This window comes from Enterobacter sp. SA187, from assembly GCF_001888805.2.
In the GTDB taxonomy this organism is placed as follows: domain Bacteria; phylum Pseudomonadota; class Gammaproteobacteria; order Enterobacterales; family Enterobacteriaceae; genus Enterobacter_D.
Map to the genome: position 1 here is coordinate 1,617,571 of NZ_CP019113.1, position 18,361 is coordinate 1,635,931.

Annotated in this window: 19 protein-coding genes; 12 read left to right on the top strand and 7 right to left on the bottom strand. The window is 58.0% G+C overall.

What is annotated here, in order from left to right; all coding sequences use genetic code 11:
• Positions 1–6: 6 nt before the first annotated feature.
• On the bottom strand, positions 7–2,526 hold the full coding sequence (treY, locus tag BMF08_RS07760; RefSeq protein ID WP_072570288.1) for a malto-oligosyltrehalose synthase: 2,520 nt from the start codon (positions 2,524–2,526) through the stop codon (positions 7–9).
• Complete coding sequence (gene treZ / locus BMF08_RS07765) at positions 2,523–4,310, bottom strand: malto-oligosyltrehalose trehalohydrolase (RefSeq protein ID WP_072570289.1); 1,788 nt, start codon at positions 4,308–4,310, stop codon at positions 2,523–2,525. The genes treY and treZ overlap by 4 nt, the downstream gene beginning before the upstream one ends.
• A 243-nt stretch (positions 4,311–4,553) precedes the next feature.
• Here treZ and BMF08_RS07770 point away from each other — a divergent pair, with 243 nt between their 5' ends.
• Complete coding sequence (locus BMF08_RS07770) at positions 4,554–6,173, top strand: isovaleryl-CoA dehydrogenase (RefSeq protein WP_072570290.1); 1,620 nt, start codon at positions 4,554–4,556, stop codon at positions 6,171–6,173.
• On the opposite strand, the gene BMF08_RS07775 is transcribed toward BMF08_RS07770, so the two are convergent.
• The 3 genes from BMF08_RS07775 to bsmA form a co-directional block, all read right to left on the bottom strand.
• Positions 6,170–8,095, bottom strand: a complete 1,926-nt coding sequence (locus BMF08_RS07775) for a methyl-accepting chemotaxis protein (RefSeq protein ID WP_072570291.1) — start codon at positions 8,093–8,095, stop codon at positions 6,170–6,172. The two genes, BMF08_RS07770 and BMF08_RS07775, sit on opposite strands and share 4 nt — an antisense overlap.
• Positions 8,096–8,260: 165 nt before the next feature.
• A complete protein-coding gene (gene yjfN, locus BMF08_RS07780) occupies positions 8,261–8,536 on the bottom strand; it encodes a DUF1471 family protease activator YjfN (RefSeq protein WP_072570292.1) in 276 nt (91 codons plus the stop codon).
• 152 nt (positions 8,537–8,688) lie between these two features.
• The gene (bsmA, locus tag BMF08_RS07785) at positions 8,689–9,018 is read right to left on the bottom strand and encodes a biofilm peroxide resistance protein BsmA (RefSeq protein WP_072570293.1); all 330 of its coding nucleotides are present in this window, start codon (positions 9,016–9,018) and stop codon (positions 8,689–8,691) included.
• Positions 9,019–9,204: 186 nt separating this feature from the next.
• Between bsmA and yjfP the strand changes: the two genes are divergently transcribed.
• Positions 9,205–9,927: an esterase gene (gene yjfP, locus BMF08_RS07790; RefSeq protein ID WP_072570294.1), complete on the top strand. Its 723-nt coding sequence runs from the start codon at positions 9,205–9,207 to the stop codon at positions 9,925–9,927.
• Here yjfP and ulaR read toward each other — a convergent pair.
• Positions 9,924–10,679 (bottom strand): HTH-type transcriptional regulator UlaR, encoded by a 756-nt coding sequence (ulaR, locus tag BMF08_RS07795; protein ID WP_072570295.1) that lies wholly within the window; start codon positions 10,677–10,679, stop codon positions 9,924–9,926. The genes yjfP and ulaR overlap by 4 nt on opposite strands.
• Before the next feature lie 121 nt (positions 10,680–10,800).
• Positions 10,801–11,865 carry an L-ascorbate 6-phosphate lactonase gene (ulaG, locus tag BMF08_RS07800; protein WP_072570296.1) on the bottom strand — a complete coding sequence of 355 codons (1,065 nt, stop codon included), beginning with the start codon at positions 11,863–11,865 and terminating at the stop codon, positions 10,801–10,803.
• 347 nt (positions 11,866–12,212) lie between these two features.
• On the opposite strand from ulaG, the gene ulaA reads away from it, so the two are divergent.
• The 10 genes from ulaA (at position 12,213) to rplI (ending at position 18,239) form a co-directional block, all read left to right on the top strand.
• Positions 12,213–13,610, top strand: a complete 1,398-nt coding sequence (gene ulaA, locus BMF08_RS07805; RefSeq protein ID WP_072570297.1) for a PTS ascorbate transporter subunit IIC — start codon at positions 12,213–12,215, stop codon at positions 13,608–13,610.
• A 13-nt stretch (positions 13,611–13,623) separates the two neighbouring features.
• Positions 13,624–13,929 (top strand): PTS ascorbate transporter subunit IIB, encoded by a 306-nt coding sequence (gene ulaB, locus BMF08_RS07810; protein WP_072570298.1) that lies wholly within the window; start codon positions 13,624–13,626, stop codon positions 13,927–13,929.
• A 9-nt stretch (positions 13,930–13,938) separates the two neighbouring features.
• Positions 13,939–14,406, top strand: a complete 468-nt coding sequence (gene ulaC / locus BMF08_RS07815; protein ID WP_072570299.1) for a PTS ascorbate transporter subunit IIA — start codon at positions 13,939–13,941, stop codon at positions 14,404–14,406.
• Positions 14,407–14,418: 12 nt separating this feature from the next.
• Positions 14,419–15,069 carry a 3-keto-L-gulonate-6-phosphate decarboxylase UlaD gene (locus BMF08_RS07820; RefSeq protein WP_072570300.1) on the top strand — a complete coding sequence of 217 codons (651 nt, stop codon included), beginning with the start codon at positions 14,419–14,421 and terminating at the stop codon, positions 15,067–15,069.
• A 9-nt stretch (positions 15,070–15,078) separates the two neighbouring features.
• A complete protein-coding gene (locus BMF08_RS07825; RefSeq protein ID WP_072570301.1) occupies positions 15,079–15,933 on the top strand; it encodes an L-ribulose-5-phosphate 3-epimerase in 855 nt (284 codons plus the stop codon).
• Complete coding sequence (locus BMF08_RS07830; RefSeq protein WP_072570302.1) at positions 15,933–16,619, top strand: L-ribulose-5-phosphate 4-epimerase; 687 nt, start codon at positions 15,933–15,935, stop codon at positions 16,617–16,619. The genes BMF08_RS07825 and BMF08_RS07830 overlap by 1 nt, the downstream gene beginning before the upstream one ends.
• Positions 16,620–16,799: 180 nt before the next feature.
• Positions 16,800–17,195, top strand: coding sequence for a 30S ribosomal protein S6 (rpsF, locus tag BMF08_RS07835; protein ID WP_072570303.1), 396 nt, complete (start codon positions 16,800–16,802; stop codon positions 17,193–17,195).
• A gap of 6 nt (positions 17,196–17,201) precedes the next feature.
• Entirely contained in the window at positions 17,202–17,516 is a 315-nt protein-coding gene (gene priB / locus BMF08_RS07840) for a primosomal replication protein N (RefSeq protein WP_072570304.1), read from the top strand.
• Positions 17,517–17,520: 4 nt separating this feature from the next.
• Entirely contained in the window at positions 17,521–17,748 is a 228-nt protein-coding gene (rpsR, locus tag BMF08_RS07845) for a 30S ribosomal protein S18 (protein ID WP_000135199.1), read from the top strand.
• A 41-nt stretch (positions 17,749–17,789) separates the two neighbouring features.
• Positions 17,790–18,239 (top strand): 50S ribosomal protein L9, encoded by a 450-nt coding sequence (rplI, locus tag BMF08_RS07850; protein WP_072570305.1) that lies wholly within the window; start codon positions 17,790–17,792, stop codon positions 18,237–18,239.
• Positions 18,240–18,361 lie beyond the last annotated feature (122 nt).

Here is an 18,361-nt window from a genome sequence, read left to right on the forward strand (position 1 = left end):
CTTATATCATATGGTTACGTATATGACAGACGAACAGCAATCGACATTTTCAAGGTGGATCTGGTCGGTAAGCGCCACTTCTTCTCCGGTAAGAAGATCGCGATAACGACGGTTAGCCAGGGCCGCAGGCAGGTTGACCGCCGTCTGTGGCCATCGTTGCGGGGCAGTCAGCGCGTCGCTCGCCTGCTGCATTGGCAGCACCAGTCGCGGCGCGATGACGATCAGCGCATCATTACCCTGCTGACGGGCGAAGGCGATCAGGTGATCGGCGTTATCGCCTTTTGCCGCCAGCGGCACATAGTCGCCACGGCGGAACAGATCGGGTTTACGCTGGCGATAATGCAGCACATGGGTGATCACCTGTTGCTTGAGCGCGCCGCTCATCCAGTCCGCTTCTGACGTCGGCACAGGCTCGTCATCGCTGAACAGATGCTGCTCAAGAGCGGCAAAGTCCGGCTCGCGGCGGTTATCTGGATCCACAAGGCTGAAGTTGAGGGTTTCGCTGCCCTGATAAATATCCGGCACGCCGGGAGCGGTAAGCTTGATCACCGTCTGGGTCAGACTGTTGACCAGGCCCGCGCGGACAAAGGGTTGCAGCGTCTGGTAAAAATCTTCCAGGAAAGCCTGGTTGTCCGGGGAGAGCAGATGACGGGCATAGTCGAGCACCACGGTTTCATAGACGTCGTTGCTGTCGGCCCAGTCAGTGCGCAGCTTCGCTTCACGCAGCGCCTTTTCCACAAACGGAATAAAGCGTTCTTCCAGCGCCGCTAAACCGGCGGTGTCCTGGGGCGTCAGCGTCACCGGCCAGACGCCCGCCAGCGCCTGATACAGCATCCAGGCGAGTTCCGGTTTTGGCGTCGGGCCATCGAACAGCACGGTGACTTTGCTGTCGTTCATCTGATGCCAGCGTGCCACGTGCGCCGCCCATTCCTCCGGCGCTTCGGTGAGGGTATAGAGCCGTGCGCGGGCATCCTCACCGCGTTTGGTGTCATGGGTTGAGGTGCCCGACAGCGCATCCGGCTGCCGTTCAAGACGGGTTTTCATCTCGGCGTGGAAACGGTCGAGGGAGAAGACGCGCGGTAACGGTTCAGCGCCCACTTCGTTAAGGGCCAGATCCAGGTGCTGACGGAAGAACAGCGTGTCTTCCACCGATTTTGCCATCAGCGGCCCGGTAAGCTGCTGGAAACGGGTGCGGAAAGTGGCGGCAGCCGGATCAGCGCTGGCAAGAATGCCCGCCACGAAATCAAGCGCTTCGGTATCCGGGGCGTAATCGCTGTTTTTTACCCGCGCAACCACTTTTTGCAGCAGTTGCTGGCTGGCCTGCGGCAGGCCGCTGGCGGTGCCATAGGTACGGTAAACCGGGAAGGCCACCAGCAGTTCGCGCAGGGCGGCGCGCACCAGGCTTTCATCCAGCGTGCGGTTTTGCGTGGCGGCGATCTCCATCGCCAGGCGCAGCAGGGTGGTGAATTCCCCTTCGAAATTGCGATCCGCCATCAGCAGCTTGGCGGCGCGCAGCTCGGCTTTCATGTCCACCGGTTTGCCGACCGCCTCGTCGTAGGCCTGGCGCAGCGCGTCCAGCTTATCGTCATCCACCAGCACGTCCGAGAGTGCGGCAATAAACTCATAGCCGGTGGTGCCGGAGATCGGCCAGTCTTCCGGAATGTGCTCGCCCTTGCCGAGGATTTTTTCGACGGTGATGTAGCACTCCGGTCCGGCGGTCTCACGCAGCCGCGCCAGATAGGCCTGCGGATCCGCAAGGCCATCCACATGATCCACCCGCAGTCCGTCCACCGCGCCGGAATGCACCAGTTCGAGGATCAGCCGGTGGGTATCATCAAATACGGTGTCGTCTTCCACGCGCACCCCGGCCAGCCCGGTGATCTCAAAGAAGCGGCGGTAGGAGAGATCGCGCGGCGCATCGCGCCAGGACATTAACCGCCACGGCTGCTGATCGTGCAGCGCGGCGATGTCAGCCTTGTCGGTCAGCGCCAGCACCTCCGCTTCGCGCCCCTGCCAGCTGGCGGGCGTCAGCGGGTAAAAGTTGTCGAAATAGGCCAGCGCCGGACGGCCGGTTTTTGGATCGGGCTTGACGCTGATCTCATCGTTCGCCAGCACCGCTTCAAAGGTATCGCCGAGGAACGGCAGGGTCAGGCGGCGCGACCAGTCGATATCGAAATGCCGCGCGTAACGGCTGTCTTCGCCATGTTCGATCACATCGCGCCACCAGGGATTTTCCAGCGAGGCGGCCATATGGTTCGGCACGATATCGAGGATCAAACCCAGACCGGCGGCTTTCAGCGCCTGCGCCATGCGGTCAAAGCCTTCGCGCCCGCCAATGGTCGGATCGATTTCGTTGGCGTCGGTCACGTCGTAGCCGTGGGTTGAGCCGCTGGTGGCGGTAAACACCGGTGAAGCATAGAGATGGCTGATGCCGAGCCGTTTCAGGTAGGGCACCAGCGCGGCGGCACGATCAAAGGTCATGCCGTTGCGGAACTGAATACGGTAAGTCGAGGTTGGGATACTCACGATACATCTCCCGGGGCAAGACGGACAATAATGGAATCAGGCGGCAGATCCGCCGCCGGGGAGCGCCAGACATAGATGGTCTCGCCGGGTTGATCCGGCAGCGGCTGGTGCCGGTCGCTGATATTGAGCGCCATGGAGAGCGTACCCTGCGGGAAGCGCCAGCTGACGGCGAGATAACCTTCAGCCGTCTCCACCACCTTACCGCTGTTGCCGCCCGCCGTTGCCAGCAGCGGGACAATATACTGCTTACGCACATCCAGCAGCGCCTGGGTAAAGGCCAGCCACTCCTCGCCTTCCGGCGTGTCCAGCTTCTGCCAGTCAAGTTTTGAACGGGCAAAGGTCTGCTCCGCATTAGGATCCGGCACGCTTTCGCCTTCATGACCCGCATGGCCTTCAAACTCTTTCGCGCGGCCTTCCCGCACCGCTTTCGCCAGATCGCCATGGAAATCGGTGAAGAACAGGAACGGCCTGGTTTCGCCGTACTCTTCCCCCATAAACAGCAGCGGGATATGCGGCGATAACAGCAGCATCGCCAGCAGCACGCGGGTGCGCTCTGCGCCCGCCAGGGAAATCAGACGGTCGCCCTGGGCGCGGTTGCCGGTCTGGTCATGATTCTGGATGAAATCCACAAAGGCGGTCGGCGGCTGGTCGGTACTTTTCACGCCGCGCGGCTCGCCGGACTGCACCGAAACTTCACCCTGATAGGCAAAGCCTTCCGCCAGCGTACGCGCCACCAGCTTTTCCGGCTCGCGGGCAAAATCCTGGTAATAGGCGTGGGTTTCGCCGGTGGCGAAGACGTGCACGGCATTGTGGAAATCATCGTTCCATTCGCCGGTAAACAGCGGCACCGAACCGTCTTTTTCGCGCGGATGCAGGAAGGTGACGTTACGGCAGTCTTCCGTGGTCAGATGCACTGGCCGATCGGTGATGCGCTTGCGGATGCGTTCGGCGATCTCAATCAGCAGATGTTTCTCTGAGGTATCTTCGATCTGATCGATGGCGTCAAAGCGCAGGCCGTCGAGGTTGTACTCTTCCAGCCAGTAGAGCGGCGCTTCCAGCATATAGCGGCGGGCAGCGTCCACATCATAGGCGATGCCTGCGCCCCAGGGCGTATGGCGCTCTTTATGGAAGAACTCCGGCGACAGCAGCGGCAGATAGTTGCCTTCCGGCCCGAAATGGTTAAGCACAATATCCAGCACCACCGACAGCCCGTGGCCGTGGGCGGCGTCGATAAAGGCCTTGAAATCGTCCGGCGAACCATAGGCCGCATGGGGGGCGTACAGCAGCACGCCGTCATAGCCCCAGCCGCGGTTGCCGCCAAACTGCGAGACGGGCAGCACTTCGATCATGGTGATGCCGGTTTGCGCGAGGTACGGCAGTTTGTCGATGGCGGCGCGGAAAGTGCCCTCCGGCGTAAAGGTGCCGATGTGCATTTCGTACACCACGCTTTCTTCCCATGCCCGGCCCTGCCAGTCGGTGTTCTGCCAGGCATAGTGTGCCGGATCGACGACCAGCGACGGGCCGTTCACATCGGCTTTTTGCGCGCGGGAGGCGGGATCCGGCACCGCCATGCCGTCAGGCAGCACATACTGGTATTCCGCGCCCGGCGCGACGCCCGGCACCGTCAGTTCAAACCAGCCGTCGCCCACCGCGTTCATTTCTTTGTCTTCCCCGGCAAGCCGGAGCATTACCCTCGGGTGACCGGAAGCCCACAGACGAAAACGCACGCCATTGGCCTCTGTGTATTCGGCCCCCCAACTCTTCGTAAAGGTCCTGGACGACATACAATTACCCCGTATAGCTCATCAGTGAGCACAGAATTGATGTGCAATGGTCACGTTCCCCACAGCAGTTGCAAATCAATCATAGTTCAGATACGGCAACTGAAAGGGCTTCTGATAAAGAAGAGATCCGGGCGGTCGGGCGGCGTCTGTGGGGGCGGATGGCGCTTTTGTGATAAAGCTCCGGACCAAAAACCTTACCGCTATCCATACTTACCGGCGATGCCAATGAAGGAGGGACACAGAATGCGCTGGCAAACCCACACCGTTTTTAATCAGCCGTTGCCGCTCAATAACAGCAATCTTTTTCTTTCAGACGCCTCGCTGCGTGACGCCGTGGCCCGTGAAGGCGCGGGCTGGGACACCGAGCTGCTGGCAAGTATCGGTCAACAACTGGGCACGGCGGAGTCTCTTGAACTGGGGCGTTTAGCTAACGTTAACCCACCCGAACTGCTGCGCTATGACGCCACCGGCGAGCGTCTGGACGATGTACGTTGCCACCCGGCCTGGCACCTGCTGATGCAGGGGCTGTGCGCCAACCGGGTACATAATCTGGCGTGGGAAGATGAGGCGCGGGCGGGATCGTTCGTCGCCCGCGCGGCGCGCTTTGTGCTGCATGCGCAGGTGGAGGCGGGCACCCTTTGCCCGGTAACCATGACCTTTGCCGCCACGCCGCTGCTGCAACAGACGCTGCCCGCGCCGTTTCGCGACTGGTTAAAACCGCTGTTAAGCGATCGCTACGATCCGCATGTCTTACCCGGCGCGCAAAAACGCGGCCTGTTGATCGGCATGGGAATGACGGAAAAGCAGGGCGGATCCGACGTGCTGAGCAATACCACGCGGGCGGAAAAAAGCGGTGATGTTTACCGGCTGGTGGGCCATAAATGGTTTTTCTCGGTGCCGCAAAGTGATGCGCATCTGGTGCTGGCGCAGGCCAGCGGCGGTCTGTCCTGCTTCTTCGTGCCGCGTTTTCTGCCGGACGGCACGCGCAACGGCGTACGCCTTGAGCGGCTGAAAGACAAGCTCGGCAACCGCTCGAACGCCAGCAGCGAAGTGGAATTCCATGACGCCTGCGGCTGGCTGCTGGGCGAGGAGGGGGACGGCGTACGGCAGATACTCAAGATGGGCGGACTGACGCGCGTTGACTGCGCGCTGGGCAGCCACGGCCTGATGCGCCGCGCCTTTTCCGTGGCGCTCTATCATGCGCACCAGCGCCAGGCGTTCGGCAAAAATCTGGTCGAGCAGCCGCTGATGCGTGACGTGCTCAGCCGGATGGCGTTACAGCTGGAAGGGCAGACCGCGTTTCTGTTCCATCTGGCGGGCGCGCTGGATCACCGCACCGATCCCGAGGCGGCGCTGTGGGCGCGACTGTTCACGCCGGTGGCGAAATTCGCCGTCTGTAAGGCAGGTATTCCTTTTGTGGCGGAAGCGATGGAAGTGCTTGGCGGCATTGGTTATTGCGAGGAGAGTGAACTGCCGCGCCTGTACCGCGAAATGCCGGTCAACAGCATCTGGGAAGGTTCCGGGAATATCATGTGTCTGGACGTGCTGCGCGTGCTTGCAAAACAGCATGGCGTAATGGATCTGCTGACGCAGGCGTTCGGCGAGGTGAAGGGCCAGGATCGGCATTACGACCGCGCCTGGCGGCAGTTGCAGCGGCTGCTGCGCAAACCTCAGGAAGCCCGGGCCCGGGAGATCGCGCAACAGCTTTACCGGCTGGCGGCCGGGGCGCAGATGCTGCGCCACGCATCGCCGCCGCTGGCGCAGGCCTGGTGTCAGATGATGCTGGATACCCGTGGCGGCGCGCTGATAAACGAGCAGGTGCAGAATCACCTGCTGTCGCGCGCCACGGGCGGCGTGGGTTAAAGGCGGAACAGGCTGACCAGCTGACTCAGATGGCTGCCTTTTTCCCGCAGCGTGCGGGCAATATCTTCACTGCGTGATGCACGATCGGCGGTGATGTGCGTGGCTTCGCCAATGTGCGTCATCGCCAGATTCACCTGGCCGATACCGGCAGACTGTTCACGTGAGGCGTGGTTAATCTCGGTCACCAGCTGATTAATGTTGCCCATATGATCGATGATCGCCGACATCGCCTTCTGCGTCTGTTCCGACAGGGCGTGGCCTTCCGACACTTTCGCCAGCGTATCGGCGATCAGCTCCTCGATCTCTTTCACCGCCTGCGCACTGCGCGCCGCCAGCGCCCGCACTTCCTGCGCCACCACGGCGAACCCTTTGCCATGCTCGCCTGCCCGCGCCGCTTCCACGGCGGCGTTCAGCGCCAGAATGTTGGTCTGGAAGGCAATGGATTCAATGACCTGAGTAATGGCGGCGATACGCTGGGAGGCGTCACGAATATCATTCATGGTCGCCACCGCGCGGCTGACGGTCTGGCCGCCCTGCTGTACAGCGCCGGAGGTGTCATGCACCAGACGCTGGGTCTGATCCATGTTTTCCGCGGTTTGCTGTACCGTGGCCGCCAGCTGTTCCATGCTGGCGGAGGTTTCTTCCACGCTGCTGGCCTGCTTGTTGATCTGCTCGGTGATCTCTCCGCTGTCGGCAGCCAGGGTGGTGGTGCCCTGATTAATCTCACCTGCGGCTTCGCGTACCTGATGCACCATGTTTTGCAGACCGTGACCGATGCCGTTAATGGCCTCGATCAGCTGGCCCACTTCATCCTTGCTTTTCACTGCCAGCGTGGCGCGTAAATCACCCGAGGCATAGTGCTGCGCCAGCTGAATAACATCCCGCAGCGGGCGGGTCAGCCAGCGGCGGATGATCACCACAAAGAGCGCGGCAAACAGCAGCGAGATCACCACTCCGGCGATCAGGAACTGATTGCGCATGGTGTTCACATCGCGCAGCAGCACGGCTTTGTCCACTTCTCCGACAATCGTCCAGTTCCAGCCGGGCAGGGCGATCCACGACATCATCCGCGTACGGCCATCAGCGTCGGTGCGCGCCAGCGTGCCGGACTCACTGCCGAGCAGCGCTTTCTGCGTGGCGTCATCCCACTGCGGGCGCTTGCCTTCTTCACGCGGATGGAACAGGTAATTGCCATAATTTTTACCGGCGTTGCGATCCAGCACGTAGAAATGTCCGCTCTCGCCGAGACGACGTTGCAGGATCTTATCGCGCATGATGCCCCAGGAACGGCTGATATCCACGCCGACGAAGAGAATGGCGATGATATTGCCGCTGGCGTCTTTTACCGGCTGATACTGGGTGATATAGCGTTTGCCGAACAGCAATGCCAGGCCGCGATAGGCCTCGCCGCGCATGACGGGAGCCAGCGCCGGGCTGGCGCTGTCCAGCTTCGTGCCGATGGCGCGATCGCCGTTTTCTTTACGCAGCGAGGTCGCCACGCGCACGAAATCATCGCCGCTGCGCACGAACAGCGTCGCAATAGCGCCGGTACGGTTCAGAAAATCGTCCGGTACGGCATTATTTTCGTGCAGCTCAATTTCGCCGCCTTTTAGCAGCGGCACCGTTATGCCCTGAATAGTACGGGTTTGCGTGGTATCCACGCTGATCGGCTGCGGAATAAAACTGGTGAATAAACGCGTGTAGCTCTCAACTTCTTCACTGAGGCTGGTATTGAACATCTCGACCATATCCACTACACCGGTGGACTGACTGTGAAGATCTTCAACGGCGAGGGTTTCGAGCTGTTGGCTGGCGTTACGACTCATCAGGAAGGTGAACAACAGGAAAAGCACAGCAACGCTCACGCCTGTCATCAGAGAAAGCCTGGTGCCCAGACCGGCATGGCGAAAAGACGCGTTCATAAAATATCCATTGATCGAAAGGTGTGCGTCGTTCAACGGCAGCTACGCGCTAATATTTAGTGAATCTATGTAACAAAAAGTAACAAGAAATTATTGACTTAGTAACAGTAGGGTAATTAAAAACCAACAAAAAGAAAAGCCACCATTAAAGGTGGCTTCGGAGAGCTAGGCATAAAGTATGGCCTGCACGCGCCAGTTATCGGCCCGTCGATCCTCCTGCATCGCAATAATGCGATACCAGGACGCGCCCTGCTCATCCGCCTTAAAGGCGATGACCCGTTCCACATCCTGTGCACTGCCATAAACATTATTTACTGAGATCAGGCCGATTTCATTAAGCCCGGTGACGCAATCGGCACTGGCGAATTCGGCGGACTGCGCCGTTGTGCTCACTAAACCCAGTGAGAGCAGCAGCGTGGTTAAGGCAAGCGATCGTTTCATTTGTCAGCTCCATTTAACGTTACCCTGAGTCATGGCAGGGCAATCCATCGCGTATAAATCCTCTCCCTTGCCGAAGCATCGAATTTATTGTGCACAGGAATACGTCTAAAGGTGCAAAGCAGTGTAAATCAACCTTAAAAAACAATGCGCCGTTACTGACGATACAAAATGGCCTGTGAATACCACTGGCCGGTAAAAACAGTATCGTCATTGAGAAGAATGACGTAATAATCCGCTTTAGCTGCGGCGGCTTTGGCTTTGATTTCCGCCTCCGCATCCATCGGAGAGCCTTTAACCATCACGCTGATGGTGCCTAAACGCTGTAAACCTTCAGTCTGATTGCGGCTGATCTCCTGCGGCTCACTCTTCGCCGGAGGCGGGGGCTGCGGTGTACCCTGTAATGCGCTACAGCCGCTCAGTAATAATGCCAGTACAACAGGGGCGAACCGGCTCATTGTTGTTTCTCGTTTCCTGATTGGCATAGTGTAGTTCCTCGTGAATTTCCCTTTGGGGGAATGTTCCCGAAATGTTATCTGAAACGTGATTTTTGACTAAAAATCACCCGAAAGCGTAATGGACGTCTCACCATTATGGCAAAACATCGTCGATCGTGGTTTGTGTGACGTCACCCTGCGTGGCATATCGGCAAAATAAAGCAGGAGAGCCTGATGATTGAACTGGAAACGCGGCAGTTTGCCGGCATTGAAACCCTTCACGCCACGCCTGCCGGACAGCGCGCTCAGCCGCTGCCGACGGTGGTGTTTTACCACGGCTTTAGCTCATCGAAACTGGTGTACAGCTATTTTGCCGTCGCGCTGGCGCAGGCGGGCATAAGGGTGGTGATGCCGGACGCGCGGGATCACGGCGCGCGCTTTAACGGCGACGCCACGGCGCGGCTCGGACAGTTCTGGCAGATCCTGCACAGCAATTTACGGGAGTTTGACCCGCTGCAAAGGGCGCTTTACGACGCCGGGCTGATTAAGGATGCCCGGCTGGCGGTGGGCGGCGCGTCGATGGGCGGCATGACGGCGCTGGGCATCATGACGCGGCATCCGGAAGTGAAATGCGTCGCCAGCCTGATGGGATCCGGCTATTTTACGACCCTTGCCCGCACGCTGTTCCCGCCTGCGGATCTGCAACAGGCCGTAGCGCCGCTTACCGACTGGGAAGTTTCCCGGCATTTACCCCGTCTGGCAGACCGGCCCCTGCTGCTGTGGCACGGCGAGGAGGACGACGTCGTTCCGGCAGTCGAAACCTGGCGATTACAGCAGGCGCTGACGCAGGCCGGGCTGGATCAGCAGCTAACCTGCGTATGGGAAGCAGGGGTGAAACATCGCATTACGCCCGTTGCGCTGGACGCTACCGTCGATTTCTTCCGCGCGCACCTTTAAACGCACATCACCTGCACGCCCTGGCTCTCAAGCTGTCTGATGATGTCAGGGTTGGCCTGTTTGCCGGTGATCACCATGTCGATTTGATCGGCGCGGCTGAACAGCATCCCGGCACGTTCGCCCACTTTGCTGCTGTCCACCAGCACCACCAGCTTTCCGACCACGTTCAGCATTTTCTGCTCCGCCATGGCGGTCAGCATATCCGTTTTGTACAGCCCGTCGGCGGCCAGGCCTTTTCCGCTGGTGAACATCCAGTGTCCGGCATAGAGGCTGTTTTCACTGCCCTGGGGACTGAGGGTGATGGCCTGGCTTTTGTTGTACTGCCCGCCCATGATCACCACGCTTTCGTGCTCCTGATCGATCAGGTAATTCGCCAGCGGCAGGTAATTAGTAATGATTTGCACCGGCTTGCCGCACATTTCGCGGCCCAGTAAAAAAGCGGTGGAGCCACAGTTGATCACCACGCTCTCCCCCGGATTGACCAGTTGCGACGCGGCTTTGGCGATACGTACTTTCTCATCAAGATTTTGCGCCTGATGAATGTTCATCGGCGTCCAGCGCGGGCGCTGCTGGCTGATGGCCTCGGCACCGTTGCGCACCTTTTTCAGCTTGCCGCTCTCGTCGAGCTTGTTGATGTCCCGGCGCGCGGTGGCAGGGGAGACATCCAGCCGCGCCATCACCTGCTCGACGGTGATAAAACCCGTCTGCGCCAGTAGTTCCAGCAGAATTTGATGTCGTTGCGCTTCTGTCATGAGCTATTCCGATTGGTGATGATTTTTTTAGATGATATTTGAAATAGCCTGCGATTACTAAGCGTTAATAAAAAAATGCCGGCCCGGCAGCACAGGCCGCCGGACGCGAAACCTGTGGCGATCACAGGAAGGATTTGAACGGTAAATCAGGCTCAATGGTAAAGCAGTCGTCAAAGCCGCGCGGGTAGTGATATTCAAATTTGTCTTTATCCAGCGGCCAGGTAAATTTACCGCCCACCTGCCAGATGAAGGGTTTGAAGCCATATTGCAGGCGATCCTTTTTCATCTCCCACAGCACGCGCAGCTCCTGCGGATCCGCCTGGAAATTCGACCAGATGTCGTGATGAAAGGGGATCACCACTTTGGCGTTCAGCGCTTCCGCCATGCGCAGCAGATCCACGCTGGTCATTTTGTCGGTGATGCCGCGCGGGTTTTCGCCGTACGAGCCGAGAGCCACGTCGATCTGATGGTCGTTGCCATGCTTCGCATAATAGTTCGAGTAGTGCGAATCCCCGCTGTGATAGAGCGAGCCGCCCGGCGTTTTAAACAGGTAGTTCACCGCGCGTTCATCCATGCCGTCCGGCAGGATCCCGGCGGCTTGCTGATCCGCGGGCAGGGTGATCAATGCCGTGCGATCAAAAGCGTCAAGGGCATGGATCTCAATATCTTTTATCTTCACCACGTCGCCTGGTTTCACCACGATGCAGCGCTCGTGCGGCACCCCCCAGCTAACCCACAGATCGACGCAGGTCTGCGGCCCGATAAAGGGCACCGTCTGCGGACAGTTTTGCATGACCGCCGCCGCCACGTTTACATCGATATGATCGTTATGATCGTGGGTGGCGAGCACCGCGTCGATCTCGCGGATGGCGAAAGGATCGAGCACGAAAGGCGTGGTGCGCAGATTCGGCTGTAGCTTTTTCACCCCCGCCATACGCTGCATCTGGTGGCCGGTTTTCATCAGCGGATTGCCGTGGCTTTGTTTGCCGGTACCGCACCAGAAATCCACGCAGACGTTTGTGCCGCCCTCTGACTTCAGCCAGATGCCGGTGCAGCCGAGCCACCACATGGCAAAGGTGCCCGGCGCCACCTGCTCCTGCTCGATTTCTTCATTCAGCCAGCTTCCCCATTCCGGAAAAGTGCTGAGGATCCATGATTCGCGGCTGATGCTTTCCACTTTGCTCATTCTGTACTCCTCGCTTTTTATGTCAAATGTAATCATAAAATGATTTATTGTGATTTATGTTGTCACGCTTTTTTCAGCAATGCAACGAGGTGGTTTGCAGAAATTGTGCGAGGCGCGTTCAGGTTTTGCGCGGTTTATATCGTGGAAGAGCAGATCTGTTTTTTATATCTCTCTGTAAATGATATTAATTTTTTGCCATGACGAATAGCCACTCTTGGTATGAGGAAATAAATTGCGCGGCGCATCACAAATAATCAAATGCAATCTTTTTGTGATTATTTTTGATTGTTAGAGTGTGCGCACACCCGGTACCGATGCCCGGTGCCCTTTACCCTCCGGAGAGAGTTATGGAGATCCTCTACAGCGTCTTTACCGTTTTCTTTAACCAGGTCATGACCAACGCCCCGTTGCTGTTGGGTATCGTCACCTGCCTGGGGTACATCCTGCTGCGTAAAAGCGTCAGCGTGATCGTCAAAGGCACGATAAAAACCATTATCGGCTTCATGCTCTTACAGGCGGGATCCGGCATTCTCACCAGCACCTTTAAACCGGTGGTGGCAAAAATGTCGGAGGTGTACGGCATTAATGGGGCTATCTCGGACACCTACGCCTCAATGATGGCCACCATTGAACGCATGGGAGACGCCTACAGCTGGGTGGGATATGCGGTGTTGCTGGCGCTGGCGTTAAACATTTTATATGTGCTGTTCCGCCGCGTGACCGGCATTCGCACCATTATGCTCACCGGCCACATTATGTTTCAGCAGGCCGGGCTGATCGCCGTGTTCTTCTTTATCCTCGGCTACCCGATGTGGACCACCGTTATCTGCACGGCGGTGCTGGTGTCGTTGTACTGGGGGATCACCTCCAACATGATGTACAAGCCCACGCAGCAGGTGACCGACAACTGCGGCTTTTCCATCGGCCATCAGCAACAGTTTGCCTCCTGGCTGGCGTACAAGCTCGCCCCTTACCTCGGCAAAAAAGAGGAGAGCGTGGAAGATCTTAAACTGCCCGGCTGGCTGAACATTTTCCACGACAACATCGTTTCCACCGCCATCGTCATGACGCTGTTCTTCGGCGCGATCCTGCTCTCCTTCGGGCTGGATGTGGTGCAGGCGATGGCCGGTAAAATCCACTGGACTATTTATATCCTGCAAACGGGTTTTCAGTTCGCGGTGGCGATTTTCATTATCGTGCAGGGCGTAAGGATGTTCGTCGCCGAACTCTCCGAAGCGTTCAACGGCATCTCCCAGCGGCTGATCCCCGGCGCTGTGCTGGCGATCGACTGCGCGGCCATCTACAGCTTCGCGCCCAATGCGGTGGTGTGGGGCTTTATGTGGGGCACCGTCGGCCAGCTGATTGCGGTGGGTATCCTGCTGGTGTGCGGCTCCTCTATTCTGATCATCCCTGGTTTTATCCCGATGTTCTTCTCTAACGCCACTATCGGCGTCTTCGCCAACCACTTCGGCGGCTGGCGGGCGGCGCTCAAAATTTGCCTGGTGATGGGCATGATCGAAATCTTTGGCTGCGTATGGGCGGTAAAACTCACCGGCATGAATGCATGGATGGGCATGGCGGACTGGTCGATTCTGGCGCCGCCGATGATGCAGGGCTTCACCCTCGGCCTGTGGTTTATGGGCGTCATTATCCTGATTGCGCTGGCGTACATGTTCTTTGCAGGACGGGCGCTGCGTGCGGAAGAAGATGCAGAACACCCTCTGGCAGAACCTTCTGCCCAATAAAAGGAGTAGAGCGATGACTGTACGAATTCTGGCGGTATGTGGTAACGGGCAGGGCAGTTCCATGATCATGAAAATGAAAGTGGATCAGTTCCTGACGCAACAGGGCGTGGACCACAGCGTGAACAGCTGCGCCGTGGGCGAATACAAAAGCGAGCTGGGCGGGGCGGACGTGATTATCGCCTCCACCCATATTGCCGGTGAAATCAGCGTCAGCGGCAACAAATACGTGGTCGGCGTGCGCAATATGCTGTCGCCCGCTGATTTCGGGCCAAAGCTGATGGAAGTGATAGCCGCGCACTTTCCTCAGGATCTGAAGTAAGGACGCGCCATGAAATTACGTGATTCGCTGGCGGAAAATAAGTCCATTCGTTTGCAGGCCGAGGCCAGCAGCTGGCAGGAAGCGGTGAAAATCGGCGTCGATCTGCTGGTGGCCGCTGACGTGGTGGAACCACGCTATTACCAGGCCATTCTCGACGGCGTGGCGCAGTTCGGCCCGTATTTTGTCATCGCGCCCGGCCTTGCTATGCCCCATGGCCGCCCGGAAGAGGGCGTCAGGCGCACCGGGTTTTCGCTGGTGACGCTGAAAACCCCGCTGGTGTTTAACCATGAGGATAACGATCCGGTGGATATCCTCATCACCATGGCGGCGGTGGACGCCAACATTCATCAGGAGGTGGGCATCATGCAGATCGTCAACCTGTTTGAAGATGAAGCCAATTTCGACCGCTTACGGGCCTGTCGCACTGCGCAGGACGTGCTGGATCTCATTGATGCCGCTGATGCGGCGGCCGTTTAAGAGGGACTTACTATGGCATTACCTATGTTGCAGGTGGCGCTGGATAACCAGACGCTCTCCCACGCCTATGAAACCACCCGTCTGATTGCTGAAGAGGTGGACATTATTGAGGTCGGCACCATCCTGTGCGTTGGCGAAGGCGTGCGCGCCGTGCGCGATCTCAAGGCGCTCTATCCGCACAAAATCGTGCTGGCGGACGCCAAAATCGCTGACGCCGGGAAAATCCTCTCCCGCATGTGTTTCGAGGCGAATGCCGACTGGGTGACGGTGATCTGTTGCGCAGATCTGAACACCGCCAGAGGCGCGCTGGACGTGGCGCAGGAGTTTAACGGCGACGTGCAAATTGAGCTGACCGGTTACTGGACCTGGGAGCAGGCGCAGGGCTGGCGCGATGCCGGTATCAGGCAGGTGGTGTATCACCGCAGCCGGGATGCGCAGGCGGCGGGCGTGGCCTGGGGCGAGTCGGACATTGCCGCCATCAGACGGCTGGCGGAGATGGGCTTTAAGGTGACGGTCACCGGCGGGCTGGCGCTGGAGGATCTGCCGCTGTTCCAGGGCATTCCCATCCATGTCTTTATTGCCGGGCGCAGCATCCGCGATGCCGCCTCGCCGGTGGAAGCCGCCCGCCAGTTCAAACGCACCATCGCACAGCTGTGGGGCTAAGGAGCGGCTATGTTGTCGAAACAGGTGCCGCTCGGCATCTATGAAAAAGCGCTCCCCGCCGGGGAGTGCTGGGCTGAACGTTTGCAGCTTGCCAGAACGCTGGGTTTTGATTTTGTGGAAATGTCCGTGGATGAAACCGACGCCCGGCTTTCGCGCCTTGACTGGAGCCGTGAGCAACGGCTGGCGCTGGTCAATGCCATTGCCGAAACCGGCGTGCGGGTGCCGTCCATGTGCCTGAGCGCGCACCGCCGCTTTCCCCTTGGCAGTGAAGATGACCACGTGCGTCAGCAGGGGCTTGCGATCATGCGTAAAGCCATCCAGTTCGCGCAGGACGTCGGCATCCGCGTGATCCAGCTGGCGGGCTACGACGTCTATTACCAGCAGGGCAGTGACGAAACGCGCCGCCGCTTTCGTGACGGACTAAAAGAGAGCGTGGTCATGGCGAGCCGCGCCCAGGTGACGCTGGCGATGGAGATCATGGACTACCCGTTGATGAACTCCATCAGCAAAGCGCTGGGCTACGCCCATTACCTGAATAACCCCTGGTTCCAGCTCTACCCCGACATCGGCAACCTGTCCGCATGGGATAACGACGTACAGATGGAACTCCAGGCCGGGAGCGGACATATCGTCGCGGTACACGTTAAAGATACCCGCCCGGGTGAGTTTAAGAACGTGCCCTTTGGCGAAGGGATTGTGGATTTTGAACGCTGCTTCGCCACCCTCAGGCAGAGCGGCTACTGCGGGCCGTACCTGATTGAGATGTGGAGCGAAACGGCCGCGGATCCGGCAGCCGACGTGATCAGGGCGCGGGACTGGGTACGTGAGCGCATGGCGCGGGCCGGTTTACAGGAGGCGGTATAATGGAACGACTCAGACAGCAGGTGTACGACGCTAACATGGCGTTGCCGCGCTACGGGCTGGTGACTTTTACCTGGGGCAACGTCAGCGCCATTGACCGCGAACGCGGCTGGGTGGCGATCAAACCGAGCGGCGTGGCGTATGAAACCATGACGCCTGACGATATAGTCATTGTCGATCTCAGCGGCAGGGTGTTGCACGGATCTCTTCATCCTTCCTCAGACACCGCCACGCATCTGGCGCTGTACCGCCGTTATTCTGCCCTCGGCGGCGTGGTGCATACTCACTCAACCCATGCCACCGCCTGGGCGCAGGCAGGACGGGCGATCCCGGCGTTGGGCACTACCCACGCGGATTACTTTGCCGGAGATATTCTCTGCACCCGCGCGTTAACCGAACAGGAAGTACGGGAAGAGTACGAACTCAATACCGGCAGGGTGATTATTGAAACTTTGGGCGACGCCGATCCGCTGCATACGCCGGGGATAGTGGTGTATCAGCACGGCCCCTTTGCCTGGGGAAAAGACGCCGCTGACGCGGTGCATAACGCGGTGGTAATGGAAGAGGTCGCGCGCATGGCGTGGATTGCCTACGGTATTAATCCGCATTTAAAGCCCATCGACGACCACCTGCTGGAGAAGCATTTCCTGCGCAAGCACGGGCCGGACGCCTATTACGGGCAGCGGTGATCACCGCGTAGACCCGTTTTACGCGGTGTGCGAATTATTTGTGCAATTAGCTTGAGTTCGGTGGGCGTCGCAAGTATGATTACGCGTCAATTTTTCAGCCGCCTTTCAAACACGTTCCTTGCTTCCATGGGCCGCGGCTGACCCTGACAGGAGGCTGAATAATCCGTAAGGAGCAATTCGATGCGTCATTACGAAATCGTTTTTATGGTCCATCCTGACCAGAGCGAACAGGTTCCGGGCATGATCGAGCGTTACACTGGTGCAATCACTGCAGCAGAAGGTACGATCCACCGTCTGGAAGACTGGGGCCGCCGTCAGCTGGCTTATCCGATCAACAAACTGCACAAAGCCCACTACGTTCTGATGAACGTTGAAGCGCCGCAGGAAGCGATCGATGAGCTGGAAACTAACTTCCGCTTCAACGATGCCGTTATCCGCAGCATGGTTATGCGTACCAAAAACGCTGTTACTGAAGCATCTCCGATGGTTAAAGCGAAAGACGAGCGCCGTGAGCGTCGCGATGATTTCGCAAACGAAACCGCAGATGCTGATGATGCTGGGGATTCTGAAGAGTAATTTCTGATGACCAACCGTCTGGTGTTATCCGGCACCGTGTGCAGGATGCCCCTTCGAAAGGTCAGTCCATCAGGAATACCTCATTGCCAGTTCGTGCTTGAGCATCGTTCTGTGCAGGAGGAAGCCGGTTTCCACCGGCAGGCGTGGTGCCAGATGCCTGTAATAATCAGCGGGCACGAGAACCAGGCCATTACTCACAGTATAACGGTCGGTAGCGCAGTCACCGTTCAGGGGTTCATTAGTTGCCATAAGGCAAAGAACGGACTGACGAAAATGGTACTGCATGCCGAGCAGATTGATTTGATAGATTCTGGAGACTAGCCAAATGGCACGTTATTTCCGTCGTCGCAAGTTCTGCCGTTTCACCGCGGAAGGCGTTCAAGAGATCGACTATAAAGATATCGCAACGCTGAAAAACTACATCACCGAAAGCGGTAAGATTGTCCCAAGCCGTATCACCGGTACCCGTGCAAAATATCAGCGTCAGCTGGCTCGCGCTATCAAACGCGCACGCTACCTGTCCCTGCTGCCGTACACTGATCGTCATCAGTAATCGGTCACGGTCCATTAATACGACTTTGAGAGGATAAGGTAATGCAAGTTATTCTGCTTGATAAAGTAGCAAACCTGGGTAGCCTGGGTGATCAGGTTAACGTTAAAGCGGGTTACGCTCGTAACTTCCTGGTACCGCAGGGTAAAGCTGTTCCTGCTACCAAGAAAAACGTTGAATTCTTCGAAGCACGCCGTGCTGAACTGGAAGCCAAACTGGCTGACGTTCTGTCCGCTGCTGAAGCTCGCGCTGAGAAAATCAACGCACTGGGCACCGTTACCGTTGCGTCTAAAGCAGGCGACGAAGGTAAACTGTTCGGTTCCATCGGTACTCGCGACATCGCTGACGCTGTAACTGCAGCTGGCGTTGACGTGGCTAAGAGCGAAGTTCGTTTACCGAACGGCGTTCTGCGTACCACTGGTGAGCACGAAGTGAGCTTCCAGGTTCACAGCGAAGTGTTCGCTAAAGTTATCATCAACGTTGTTGCTGAGTAATCTGCAACCCACGTTTTGATAACAACGAAACGCCGGCCTTGTGCCGGCGTTTTGCTTTTCTGCCTTCTACTATTCTGATCCTGTACTGACTGGCTATTGCTTAACCTTTTCGCGATAATAGA